We start from the raw sequence: 12,271 nt of genomic DNA on the forward strand, positions 1-12,271 counted from the left end.
CCTACCAGGTGAAGTTCGGGTCCACCGGCATGCACGCCTTGGTGTTGTCCGCGCGGAGCGCGTTCGCCGACTCCGGCGTCCTGCCGTCCTTCCCGGCGGACTTCGGATAGGTGTCGCCCTCCCGCCAGTCGGCGCCCACGACGACCGTGATGCGCGCGACGGCCGTGGACTTCTTCACCGACGAGACCGGGATGCCGAGCGCCTTGGCGACCGCCTGCGCGTCCCCCTCCAGCTCCGCCCCCGGGTACTGCACGACCGTCCTCGCCTGGGCGTTGGACGCCGAGTCGGCCACCGTTCTGGTCCACCCCTTGCCGGACAGCACCCCGGCGATCGCCGTCGCCCGCCCCTTCACCGATCCCGCGGCGGCGGTGTAGGTGCCGTTCTGCACCGTCACGTCCGTCTCCGCGGCGGGCGCCACCGGGTCCTTGGACGCGGCGGGCGGCTTCCGCTTGGACGCCTTGCCGTCCAGCGGGACGTCGTCGCGGATCATCTCGAAGAGCTGCTCGGCCTCGCCCGGCTTGGGCTCGACCTTGCCCAGGCGCCGGGTGGAGTAGACGTTGGGCATCGTCGTCATGGTGATGCGCGCGGTCGGGACGCTCTTGAGCTCCTCGGCCAGGTCGTACAGCTTCGAGATGGTGCCGAGCCCCTCGTCCACGGTCAGCGCCTCGGTCGCGGCCTCCGCGAGCTTGCGCAGCTTGTTGGGGTCGGTGAGCTTGGTGTTGGCCCGCAGCTCCCGGACCATCGAGTTCATGTACATGTGCTGGGCGCGGGCCCGGTACAGGTCGCTGCCGTCGCCGAAGCCGTACCGCGTGCGCAGCCACTGGAGGGCCTGCTCGCCCTGGACCGGGTGCGTGCCCTTCGGCAGCTTGAGCCCCGAACCCTCGCCGGTCCTGGTGCGGGAGTGGATGTTCTTGTCCACGCAGACGGGTACGCCGCCGACGGCGTCGGCCATCGACACCACACCGGCGAAGTCGATCATCATGAAGTGGTCGATGGTGATGCCGGTCAGCTCGTACCAGGTGGCCACCGTGCAGCCGGGGCCGCCCCGGCCCAGCGACTCGTTGGTCTGGGCGAACAGCCGCTCCGCGTACACCTTGCCGGTGCCGGGGTCCTTGCACTCCGGGATCTTCAGCATGGTGTCGCGCGGCATGCTCACCACGGAGACGTTGCTGCGGTCGGCGGAGAGGTGGATGAGCATCTGCACGTCCGCCAGGGCCACGCCGTTGAAGGTCTCCCTGGCACCGCCCAGCGCCTGGTTCTCCTTGGAGTCCCGCGCGTCGGAGCCGATGAGGAGGATGTTCAGCGGTGTCTGGCCGGCGGCGTTGGCCTTGTGCTCCGGCATCCTGTTCTTGCCGAGGTTGAGCTCTTCCTTCCTGATGTTGCCGTTGAGGTGCTGGTAGTACACGTAACCGGCGCCGGCCGTCCCCAGTATCAGCAGCGACAGCACGGAGGCGACCCAGCGCAGGACGCGCCGTCTGCCCTTCCTGCCGCGCCGTGCCGCCTGCGCACCCGCGGGGCCGTCGGAGCCTCCCGGGCCCCCGGCGCCGCCGCGACGGCGACCGCCGCCGCCGTCGGACGCGGCTGCCGCCCCCGGCCCGGTGGGTTTGTGGCCCCGCCGGGTCCCCTGCGCCGGCACGGTGCCGTCCGCCGCGGGCTCGCTCCCGCGGCCGCTGCCTTCCGCGGGGCCGTCCTCCCCGGCACCGTCCTCCCCGTAGAGGCTGTCGTCCCAGCCCAGCTCACGGGCGTGCGATGCGCGGTCCTGCGTCCCCTCCCCGCGCACGCTGCTCTGTCCCACCCCAGGTTCCCCCCGTCGCTCAGGTACGCGTCACTGCGCGCATACCTGCTTGTCCGCCTCTACCTTCCCCACGTCCGGCGCCTTCACCGGACCGGTGAGCGGGACTCCAGCCCCCTTGAAGTCCCCGCCGAGCGTCAGCACCATCGCCTGGAGCCCCTCGGCGTCCGTGGTCCCCTGCTTCAGCGCCGTCGCGGGCAGACCCATCAAGTCCGCGAGCTTGCGGGCCTGGTCGGCCTGGTTCGGCGCGAACTCCAGTGTCGTCCTGTCGATCTTCGCCGGTGCGTTGCTCTTGTTCGACGACTTGAGCACGCCCTGTTCGTTCTGCAGCCAGTCGAGCGTCTTCTGCGCGGCGCCGGTCTGACCGCTGCCGTTGTAGACGTCGACGCGTACGTCGGACGCCTTGGCGCGCGGGCCCTTGAGGAGGGCGGCCTGCTTGCTCTTGGCCGCCTTCTCCTTCTTCTTCACCTCGGTGAAGGAGACGTCGTTCTGCACCATGCGGAAGACATCGGGGGCCTTCGTCTCGTCCAGGACCACGGTCGCCTTGACCGTCTCCCTCGGGTTGTCGACGACCGGGACCGTCATGAAGGAGATGTTCTTCAGGTTGATCCCGCCGAGTTCCTTGGCGAGGGCCGTCAGCGCCGGGATGTCACCGATCCCCTTGTCCACGGTGAGCGCCTTGGTCGCCGCGTCCGCGAGGTCCAGCATCTTCGTCGGGCTGCCGAGCGTGTCCTCCTTCATCTTGCGGATCATCGACGCGACGAACTGCTGCTGCATCTTGATCCGGTCGAGGTCGCTCTCGTTGCCCAGCCCGTGCCGGTTGCGCAGGAACGCCAGCGCCTGCTCGCCCTGGAGGACGTGCTCACCGGCCGGCAGGTCCAGCTGGGAGTAGTCCGGGTCCTTGATGGGCTCCTTCAGACAGACCTCCACACCGCCGATCGCGGTGGTGAGCGTCTTCACCGCGTTGAAGTCGGCCATCATGAAGTGGTCGATCGGGATGCCGGTGATCTGCTGGACGGTCCGCATGGTGCAGCCCGGGTCACGGCCGTTCACCCCGAAGCTCTCGTTGAACTTCTTGTACGGCGAGCCGGGGATCACCTTGGTCGAGCCGTCCGGCTGCTTCGTGGGGCAGTCCGGGATGTCGATCATCAAGTCGCGCGGGATGCTTATCGCGGTGGCGTTCGTACGGTCCTCGGAGACGTGGAAGAGGAACGTCGTGTCGGCGTGCCCGGTGGTGTTCTGCCGGTCGCCGTAGCCCTCGTTGCCCTCGCCGGTGCGGACGTCGGAGCCGATGAGCAGGATGTTGATGGGGCCGTCCTTGAGGGACCCGCCGTTGGCCGCGTCACCGACGTCCACCGTGTTGAGGTTGCCGTTCAGGCGGTCGTAGATGAGGTACGCGCCCACCGAGGCGCCGACCACGACGACGCCCATGACGCCCGCCGTCCACAACAGCGCCTTCTTCTTGGTGGACTTTTTCTGCTTGCGCTTGCGGCGGCCACCGCCGCCGTCCGCCGCGTCGGCGCTGCGCCGGCCGCGCTGGCCCGGGACGGAGCGGCCGGGGGCGGACGTCGTGCGCGACCTGGGGGAGGGGGCGGCGGAGGAGGAGGCACTGCGCGGCGGAGTCACCTTGGCTTGCTGTGCGGATTCGTCCAGTCGCAGTTCGTAGTTGCCGGTGTCCGGGTTGAGAACCCACTGGTCTGCGGGGTCGATGTCGTCCACCCGCCCACGGCTCTGCGCATCCACGGTTGCTTGAGTCCTCCGTCGGTGCCACTCGAGGCGCCCCTCCCCCCGGAAAGGAGACGCTCGGTTCGAAAATCCGGTGGTGCACGACCTCGCGGCCGGACCGACCGGATCGCGTCACACTATCCGCTCAGTTCAGCGCCGGGCGACGCCCGTGACAAATTCCACGCCCCTTACAACCGGGCAATCCGCCCAATCGTCATAGACCGGCGTTCGACCCACCAGCACTTTTGCCCTGCTTCTTGCCTTCTCTTTGCCCGCAGGTGCCGGCGGCCGCGTTGGTACCCGCGAACGTCGGCGTCGCCGACGGGCTCGACGACTCGTCCTCGTCGGACTTCCCGCGCCCGGGCCGCTTGTCGCCGGAGACGACCACGACCGGCGCGTCGGCGCGCAGCCGCTTGAAGAGACTGTCGGCCTTCGGCTGGACGAGCATGTCCCGGTTGGGGTTCCCGGTGTACGGCTGCCGGGGCACCGTGAGGAACTGCACTTTTTCGGTCGGCACGCTCCGCAGGGCGCGCGCCAGGTCGTACAGGTCCTTGAGCGAGTCGAGACCGGGGTCGGTGGTGATCGACTTCGTGGCGGCGTCCAGGACCGGGTAGAGCCGGACCGGGTTGAGCAGCACCCCGTTGCTCTGGACCTTGTTGACCAGCGCGCCCAGGAACTGCTGCTGGCGGTCCATGCGTTCGGTGTCGCTGCCGTTGCCGAGCGACTTGCGCGCCCGTACGTAGCCGAGGGCCTGCTCGCCCCGGAGCGTCTGGGCGCCGCGCTTGAGCTTCACGTGCGCGTCCGGGTCGTCGATCGGCTCGGTGACGCAGACGCGTACCCCGCCGACGGCGTCCACCATGTCCTTGAAGCCGCGGAAGTCGATCACCATGTGGTGGTCGATGCGGATCCGGGTCATCTTCTCGACGGTACGGATGGTGCAGGCGGTGCCGCCGAGCTGGAACGCCGCGTTGAACTGCGTGAACTGCGGCCGTGTGCGGGTCCCCTTCCGCCCCCGGCACGCCGGGACGTGCACCATCAGGTCGCGCGGCAGCGAAACGGCGGTGACACCGCGCCCGTTGGCGGCGATGTGCAGCAGGATCGTGGTGTCGGAACGCTGTTCGCCCTTGTCGCGCCCGTACCGGGAGTTGTCCCCGGCGCGGGTGTCCGATCCGATGAGCAGGATGTTCCGCGCCCCGCGCACCAGCGAGGACGGCCGCTCCCTCTCGTACCGCGCCAGTTCGTCGGCGGCCGAGGTGTCGGTGGTGATGTTGCTGTCGAGCTTCCGGTACAGCCACCACCCGCCCCCCGCGGCCACGAGCACCAGCACCGAGGCCCCGAGCGCCCCCCAGCGCAGCCACCGCCGTGCCCGGCCGCCCTGCGGGTACGGGTCACCCGGCGTTCCGGCCGGTGGCACGCCCCCCGGTGGCGGGGGACCGCCCGCGCGGGCCGGGGCGTCGTCCCCGCCCGGTCCGGCGGCCCCGGCCCGGGCGCCCCGCGGGGGTGTCGCCCTCCCGCCGGAGCGCGGCGCGCCGCCGCCCTGCCGCGCGGCGGACGGCCGCTTCCTCCTGCGCTTCTTCGACGGGGCGCCGGCACGCCGCGGCTCGGACCCGGCCCCGGAGGGCGGTTCGGCGGGCGTACCAGCGCTGTCCGTCACGTCGTAGTCCGTCCTTCGGGCCGTCGGGCCGGGTCGGTCACGGGGGCTCTGTGACGATCATCCATCGGAGTCGCGCCGGGACCCAGGGGACCCGGCGCGCCCTGCGCCGGACGGGTGGACTTGGCGGCGTGCCGTACCGGCGCCCCGCCGCTCACACCGCGCGGTCGGTGATGCGCTCGCTCTCCACCCGCTTCTCCAGCGCCTCCGCCGGCAGCCGGCCGAGGTTGCGGCACAGCACGACCGACGCGCCCGCCGCGAGCGGTGCGTACAGCCCCGCCGACAGGCCCTCCCACGTGTCGTACCCGAGCCCGGACAGCATCCGCGACCCCTCCCGCAGCCCCAGCCGCCGCGCGTCCGCCTGCGCGCGCTCCACGATGTCGCCGGCCGTCAGCTCCGCCCCGGCGACGGTCAGCGCGGGCGCGTCCGCGTCGACGGGCACGTACGGGCGGAAGACGTCGCCCTGCGTCGGGACCTCGACGGCGTAGTCGTCATAACCCTCCGGCGGCACCGGGAAGCGGCGGCCCAGCGGGGCCAGCGAGAGCGCGAGCCGGTCACCGCGGCAGGCCCGCCCGTCGTCGAGCCGGTCGGGCCCCGCCACCACGTGGTCGGCCACCGCGGGGTCGCCGCCGAGGTCGGCGACCACGCCCACCGACGAGCAGGCGAGCAGCCAGACCGCCGTCTGCCAGTGCGCGGGCAGCAGCAGGGCGACGCGCTCACCGGGCTCCGCGGACAGCCCGTCCTGCAGCAGGTTCGATGTCTTGGCCACCCAATTGGCGAAGGTGGCGACGGACAATTCGACGCGCTCACCGGTGGCGTCGTCGTAGTACGTGACCAAGGGGCGTGCCGGGTCCGCGGCGAGCGCGGATCGCAGCAGGTCGGCGGGGGTACGGTCGCTGGCGTTCATCCGCGCAAGGGTACGCGCGCGCCGCGCCCGCAGGGGGCCGTCCCGGTGACGCCGTCCACCGTCCGGACCGATGGACCGCCGCTTTCCGGCCGATCGCCCGGCGGGCGACCCCCGCCAGGATTGCCCAGGATCACCCCATGCGTGCCTTTCTTGCATCCTCGATCGGCGTCGTCTGCGCCGCCGCCTTCGTCCTGCCGTCGTCCACCGGCGCCTTCGCCGGCGACGCCTCCGTGCCCGGCTCCACCCAGTCCCTGCCCCTGGCGCCCCTCGCCTCCGAACGGTCCGCCGACGAGGCCGCGCAGGGGCTGCTGAAGCGGGACGTCAGGCCCTTCTCGCTGGTCGGCGTCATCTGGGACGACCCCGACGACGAACTGCACGGCACCGTCCAGGTCCGCACCCGCGCCGCCGGCACCGGCATGTGGTCCGGCTGGCAGTCGCTGGAGACGCACAACCACGCGCACGCCGCCGACCCCGGCACGCCCGAGCGCGAGTCGCGCTCGGTGCGCGGCTCGACGGCCCCGCTGTGGGTGGGCGATTCGGACGCCGTCGAGGTGCGCGTGCGGTCCGAGGCGCCCCGGGCGGGCGCCGCCGTCGCTCCGCTGCCGCGGGGACTGCGCATCGAGCTCGTCGACCCGGGCGACGACCCGCCGGGCGGCCCGGCCCCGGCCCCGGCCCCGGGCCCGGGCCCGGAGGTCCCGGACACCGGCACCGCCGCCGACACCGGCGCGGACACCGGAACGGGCGCGGACACCGGGACCGACACCGCCGCCGATCCCAACCAGGACCAGACCGCCGGCACCGTCCTCACCCCCGAGGAGGCCGCCAGTTCCGCGGTCAACGCCGAGCACGCCTCCATCGGCGCCCTGGAGATCCCGGAGCTCTCCAAGGAGGAGACCGAGGCGGCCGTCGAGACCGAGACCGAGACCGGCGCGGCCAAGCCGTACATCGGCCCGCGGCCCCGCATCGTCACACGCAAGGGCTGGGGCGCCGACGAGAAACTGCGCGAGCGGGACTTCGTCTACACCAAGTCCGTCCAGGCGGCGTTCGTCCACCACAGCGCCACCGGCAACAACTACACCTGCCAGCAGGCGCCCTCCGTTCTGCGCAGTATCTACCGCTACCACGTCGTGAGCAGCGGCTGGCGCGACATCGGCTACAACTTCGCGGTCGACAAGTGCGGAAACATCTACGAAGGCCGGGCAGGAGGCGTGGCCAAGCCCGTGATGGGCGCGCACACGCTCGGCTTCAACAGCAACAGCATGGGCATCGCGGTGCTCGGCACGTACAGTTCCACCACGCCGCCCGCGGCCGCGGTCACCGGCATCGCCCGCCTCACGGCATGGAAGCTCGGCCTGTACGGGAAGGATCCACGGGGCAAGGCGAAGCTGACGTCGGGAGGCGGCAACCGGTACGCGAAGGGCACCAAGGTCAGCCTCAACGTCATCTCCGGGCACAGGGACGGGTTCTCGACCGAGTGCCCGGGGGCCCGGCTGTACGGCAAGCTCGGTACCGCCAGGACGTCCGCGGCCAGGTATCAGGGCCGGTGACCGACCGGTAACGGCTGTCCCGGACGGTCTGCATACACTGTCCGGTCGTATCGGTCATATGACCGATCAACCCATCCATCGACCGGCCCCAGCAGGAAGCAGAGACGACTGGTGACAGAAGCGATCCTCCTGGTCGGTGGCAAGGGGACCCGGCTGCGGCCGATGACCGTCCACACGCCCAAGCCGATGGTCCCTGCGGCCGGTGTGCCGTTCCTCACCCACCAGCTCGCCCGTGCGCGGGCCGCCGGCGTCGAGCACATCGTGCTGGCGACCTCGTACCTCGCCGAGGTGTTCGAGCCCTACTTCGGGGACGGCTCCTCCCTCGGCCTGCACATCGAGTACGTCACCGAGGAGGACCCGCTCGGCACCGGCGGAGCCATCCGGAACGTCGCGTCGCGCCTGCACTCGGGCCCCGAGGAGCCGGTCCTCATCTTCAACGGGGACATCCTCACCGGCCTCGACATCCGGGCGCTCGTGGACACCCACCGCTCCTCCGGCGCCGACGTCTCGCTGCACCTCACCCGGGTGGAGGACCCGCGGGCCTTCGGGCTCGTGCCCACCGACGCCACGGGTCGCGTCACGGCGTTCCTGGAGAAGCCGCAGACGCCCGAGGAGATCGTCACCGACCAGATCAACGCCGGCGCGTACGTCTTCCGGCGCTCCGTCATCGACACCATCCCGGCCGGACGCCCGGTCTCCGTCGAACGCGAGACCTTCCCCGACCTGCTCGCGGCCGGCGCCCACCTCCAGGGCATGGTGGACAGCACCTACTGGCTGGACCTCGGCACCCCGCAGGCGTTCGTCCGCGGCTCCGCCGACCTGGTGCTGGGCCGCGCCCCCTCCCCGGCGGTGCCGGGCCGCTGCGGCGACCGGCTGGTGCTGCCGACCGCGGCCGTCGCCGTGGACGCCAAGCTGACCGGCGGCACCGTCGTCGGCGCCGGCGCGACCGTCGGCGAGGGCACCCGGATCCACGGCAGCGTCCTGCTCGACGGCGCGGTCGTGGAAGCGGGCGCGGTGGTCACCGACTCGCTGATCGGCGAGGGCGCCCGGGTCGGCGCCCGGACGGTCCTGCACGGCGCGGTCATCGGCGACGGCGCGCACGTGGGTGCCGACAACGAACTGCGCGACGGCGTCCGGGTGTGGTGCTCGGCGCGCATCCCGGACCGGACCATCCGCTTCTCGTCGGACCAGTAGGGCGGCCGGGGGTCTACGCTCGAAGGGCCCCGCCCCCCCCCGCGAACCCCGAGGAACAGAGCGACCCGTGGCCGGCCGTTACGCCCCCCGTCCGACCCGCACCACCGTGCGGGGCGGCCACGTCGCCCTGCCCGCGCAGGTCTCCCGGGCCGCCGCGAGCCCCCGCGTCCGGACGTGGACGCCGCCCTGGCCGCTGGACCTGGGCCTCGTCCTCGGCCCCCTCAGACGCGGGCCGGCCGACCCGACGTTCCGCACCACCCCGGACGGCTCCGTCTGGCGGGCCAGCCGTACGCCCGCGGGCCCCGGGACGCTGCGGGTCGCGGCGCGCGGCGGCTCCGTCGAGGCGGAGGCGTGGGGCCCGGGCGCCGAGTGGCTTCTCGACCGCCTCCCGGCGCTCCTCGGCGCCGACGACGACCCGTCCGCCTTCACCGCCCACCACCCGGTCGTCGCCGAGGCGCTCCGCCGCCGGCCGGGCCTGCGGCTCACCCGCACCGGGCTGGTCCTGGAATCGCTGATCCCGTCGATCCTGGAGCAGAAGGTCACCACGGTCGAGGCGTACGGCTCCTGGCGCGTGCTGGTCCGCCGGTTCGGCGAGCCCGCCCCCGGCCCGGACGACCGCCTGTACGTCATGCCGGACCCCCGCACCTGGGCGCTCGTCCCGTCCTGGGAGTGGCACCGCGCGAACGTCGACTCCAAGCGGTCGGCGACCGTCCTGCGCGCGGTCCGGGTGGCCCGCCGCATGGAGGAGGCCGTCACGATGGACCCGGCCGCGGCCCGGCAGCGGCTGGAACTCATCCCGGGCATCGGCCCCTGGACCTCCGCCGAGACCGTCCAGCGCACCCACGGCGCGCCGGACGCGGTCACCGTCGGCGACTACCATCTGCCCGGCATCGTGGGCCACGCGCTGGCCGGCCGGCGGGACGCCGACGACGCGGAGATGCTGGAGCTCCTGGCTCCCTACGCCGGCCAGCGCCACCGCGCCGCCCGGCTGATCCTCCTCAGCGGCCGCACCCCGCCACGGCGCGCGCCCCGCATGACCCCGCGGGACATCACCTCCCTCTAGGGGGTTCGCGCGGCTCGGCCGCGCGAACCCGGCGGGATCCGGAGGTCGGTTCTTGGTGCGGGCGGGGCGGGCCGCGGCCCGCCGCCGCGAGGCGTCAGCGCACCTGTACGAACGCCGCCACGTCGCGCTCCCCGCGCGGCCGCGGCACCCCGGCCGGCCGGCCCACCGCCACCGCGCCCATCGGGTCCCACCCGGCCGGCAGGTCCAGCACGTCGCGGACCACGTCACGGCAGAACATCGTCGACGACACCCACGCCGAGCCGAGCTGCTCGCCCGCCAGCGCGACGAGGAAGTTCTGCACGCCCGCGCCCGCCGCGACCACGAACATCTCGCGCTCCGCCGTGTCGCGCCGCGCGTCGCCGTAGCGGTGGGCGCCGTCCGTGACGAGGCACGGCACCACCAGGTACGGGGCCCGGCGCAGCACGTCCCCGCGGCGGACGCGCCGCGCGACGGCGTCCTCGTCGAGGCCGTCGGCCCGCAGGTCGGCCCGCCAGGCGTCGCGCATCGCGTCCAGCAGCCGCAGCCGCGACGACTCCGACTCCAGCAGCACGAAGCGCCACGGCGTCGTGTGGTGCGGCGCGGGTGCCGTCAGGGCCGCGGCGACGGCCCGCCGCACCGCACCCGGGTCCACGGGCTCGTCCGTGAACTCCCGCACCGTGCGCCGCTGGGCCACCGCCTCGCGCACCGCCTCCGACGTACCGAGGCGGAACATGTCGTTCGCCGCGTCCCGCACCAGCGCGCGGGCGCCCTCGGCGTCGTCGTCCGCCACCAGGTGCGGCAGCCCGCGCACCACCGCCACCGGCAGCCCCGTCGCCTTGCCCTTGACCAGGTCGCCCGCCGCGGCGAGCTCGTCGGCACTGGCGACGACGGTCACACCGAGCGTGTTGCCGTGCGCGTCGGTGGCGCCGCGCAGGTCGTCGAGCACCCGCACGCCCGCCGCGCCGATCGCCACATCGGTCAGTCCGCTGCGCCAGGGCCGCCCGAAGGTGTCGGTGACGACGACCCCCACGTCGACGCCCAGCGCCTCGCGCAGCCCCTCGCGGATGCGCCGCGCGGAGGCGTCGGGGTCCTCGGGCAGCAACAGCACGGTCCCGGCGGGCGTGTTGGACGCGTCGACACCCGCCGCGGCCATCACCAGCCCCTGCCGGTTCTCGACGATCCGCAGCGTCCCGCGCCGCGCCACCACCCGTACCGTCTCGGCGTCGATCGCCGCGTCACGGTCCTCGGCGGCGACGATGCGCCCCTCCGCCTTGCTGACGATCTTCGACGTGACGAGCAGGACGTCCCCGTCGGCCAGCCCCTGCCCGGGCGAGCCGGCCACCGCCGTGGCGATCAGCCCGGCGAGGTCGTCGCCCGGCGAGATCTCCGGCAGCCCGGGCACCGCCCACACCCGGTAGGAGGCGGACGTCACGCACGTACCTCCTCGGCGAGCGCGAGCGCCTCTCGCGCCATCCGCGCCGTCGCCTCGGCGTCGGTCATCATCAGCGGTACGGCGCGGCAGCGGATCCCCGCCTCCTCGACCTCCGCGACCGCGGCGGCGTCGACCGTGTCGACGAGCCAGCCGTCGAGCAGCCCGGAGCCGTAGTGCCGCGCGACCGCCGCGGCGGTGGACTCGACGCCGATCGCGGCGAGCACCTTGTCGGCCATGCCCCGTACGGGCGCGCCGCCGACGATGGGGGAGAGCCCCACGACCGGGACGCCCGCGTCGGCGACGGCCTCGCGGATGCCGGGCACGGCGAGGATGGTGCCGACGCTGACGACCGGGTTCGACGGCGGGAAGAGCACGACGTCCGCCTCGCCGATCGCCTCCAGCACGCCGGGTGCCGGCTTGGCCTGCTCGGCGCCGACGGGCACGATCGCCAGCGCGTCCACGGAGGCGCGCAGCCGCACCCAGTACTCCTGGAAGTGCACGGCCCGGCGCTCGCCGTCGAGTTCGACGGCGACGTGCGTCTCGACGCGGTCGTCGGACATGGGCAGCAGCCGCACGCCCGGCTTCCACCGTGCGCACAGCGCCTCGGTGACGGCGCTCAGCGGGTAGCCGGCGCTCAGCATCTGCGTACGGACGATGTGCGTGGCGAAGTCGCGGTCGCCGAGGCCGAACCACTCGGGGCCCACCCCGTACGCGGCGAGTTCGCCCTTGACATGGAAGGTCTCGTCCGCGCGCCCCCAGCCCCGCTCCTCGTCGATGCCACCGCCGAGGGTGTACATCACGGTGTCGAGGTCGGGGCAGACCTTCAGCCCGAACAGATGGATGTCGTCACCGGTGTTGCCGATGACCGTGATGTCCGCGTCGGGCGCGGCCTGCTTGAGGCCGCGCAGAAAACGGGCACCGCCGATGCCGCCGGCCAGAACCACAATGCGCATGGGGCACAGTCTGTCAGCCGCGGACCGA

Annotated in this window: 9 protein-coding genes; 3 read left to right on the forward strand and 6 right to left on the reverse strand. The window is 73.2% G+C overall.

The features are described from left to right. Nucleotide 1: 1 nt before the first annotated feature. The 4 genes from ACIA79_RS25240 to ACIA79_RS25255 all read right to left on the reverse strand — a co-directional run bounded on the left by ACIA79_RS25240 (nt 2) and on the right by ACIA79_RS25255 (nt 6,075). Complete coding sequence (locus tag ACIA79_RS25240) at nt 2-1,795, reverse strand: LCP family protein (RefSeq protein ID WP_399430589.1); 1,794 nt, start codon at nt 1,793-1,795, stop codon at nt 2-4. Between the two features lie 30 nt (nt 1,796-1,825). Continuing rightward, complete coding sequence (locus ACIA79_RS25245; protein ID WP_399430590.1) at nt 1,826-3,535, reverse strand: LCP family protein; 1,710 nt, start codon at nt 3,533-3,535, stop codon at nt 1,826-1,828. Nucleotides 3,536-3,731: 196 nt separating this feature from the next. Further along, nucleotides 3,732-5,171 (reverse strand): LCP family protein, encoded by a 1,440-nt coding sequence (locus ACIA79_RS25250; protein WP_399430591.1) that lies wholly within the window; start codon nt 5,169-5,171, stop codon nt 3,732-3,734. Nucleotides 5,172-5,322: 151 nt separating this feature from the next. Beyond that, nucleotides 5,323-6,075, reverse strand: a complete 753-nt coding sequence (locus tag ACIA79_RS25255) for a TIGR03089 family protein (RefSeq protein ID WP_399430592.1) — start codon at nt 6,073-6,075, stop codon at nt 5,323-5,325. 137 nt (nt 6,076-6,212) lie between these two features. On the opposite strand from ACIA79_RS25255, the gene ACIA79_RS25260 reads away from it, so the two are divergent. The 3 genes from ACIA79_RS25260 to ACIA79_RS25270 all read left to right on the forward strand — a co-directional run bounded on the left by ACIA79_RS25260 (nt 6,213) and on the right by ACIA79_RS25270 (nt 9,879). After that, nucleotides 6,213-7,622, forward strand: coding sequence for a peptidoglycan recognition protein (locus tag ACIA79_RS25260; protein ID WP_399430593.1), 1,410 nt, complete (start codon nt 6,213-6,215; stop codon nt 7,620-7,622). A gap of 111 nt (nt 7,623-7,733) precedes the next feature. Further along, entirely contained in the window at nt 7,734-8,816 is a 1,083-nt protein-coding gene (locus ACIA79_RS25265) for a sugar phosphate nucleotidyltransferase (protein WP_399430594.1), read from the forward strand. Nucleotides 8,817-8,883: 67 nt separating this feature from the next. Then, nucleotides 8,884-9,879, forward strand: a complete 996-nt coding sequence (locus ACIA79_RS25270) for a DNA-3-methyladenine glycosylase family protein (protein ID WP_399430595.1) — start codon at nt 8,884-8,886, stop codon at nt 9,877-9,879. Nucleotides 9,880-9,973: 94 nt separating this feature from the next. Here ACIA79_RS25270 and ACIA79_RS25275 read toward each other — a convergent pair whose 3' ends face one another. Both ACIA79_RS25275 and cofD read right to left on the reverse strand, forming a co-directional pair. Then, complete coding sequence (locus tag ACIA79_RS25275; RefSeq protein WP_399430596.1) at nt 9,974-11,290, reverse strand: coenzyme F420-0:L-glutamate ligase; 1,317 nt, start codon at nt 11,288-11,290, stop codon at nt 9,974-9,976. After that, nucleotides 11,287-12,243: a 2-phospho-L-lactate transferase gene (cofD, locus tag ACIA79_RS25280; RefSeq protein WP_399430597.1), complete on the reverse strand. Its 957-nt coding sequence runs from the start codon at nt 12,241-12,243 to the stop codon at nt 11,287-11,289. Before cofD ends, ACIA79_RS25275 begins: the two co-directional genes overlap by 4 nt. Nucleotides 12,244-12,271: the final 28 nt, after the last annotated feature.

The sequence above is a fragment of the Streptomyces sp. NPDC051310 genome (assembly GCF_044455245.1).
Taxonomy (GTDB): Bacteria; Actinomycetota; Actinomycetes; order Streptomycetales; family Streptomycetaceae; genus Streptomyces.

Coding starts and splice junctions, on each gene's coding strand:
- ACIA79_RS25255 (WP_399430592.1), bottom strand. CDS start 6,075: ATGAACGCCAGCGACCGTACCCCCGCCGACCTGCTGCGATCCGCGCTC.
- ACIA79_RS25260 (WP_399430593.1), top strand. CDS start 6,213: ATGCGTGCCTTTCTTGCATCCTCGATCGGCGTCGTCTGCGCCGCCGCC.
- cofD (WP_399430597.1), bottom strand. CDS start 12,243: ATGCGCATTGTGGTTCTGGCCGGCGGCATCGGCGGTGCCCGTTTTCTG.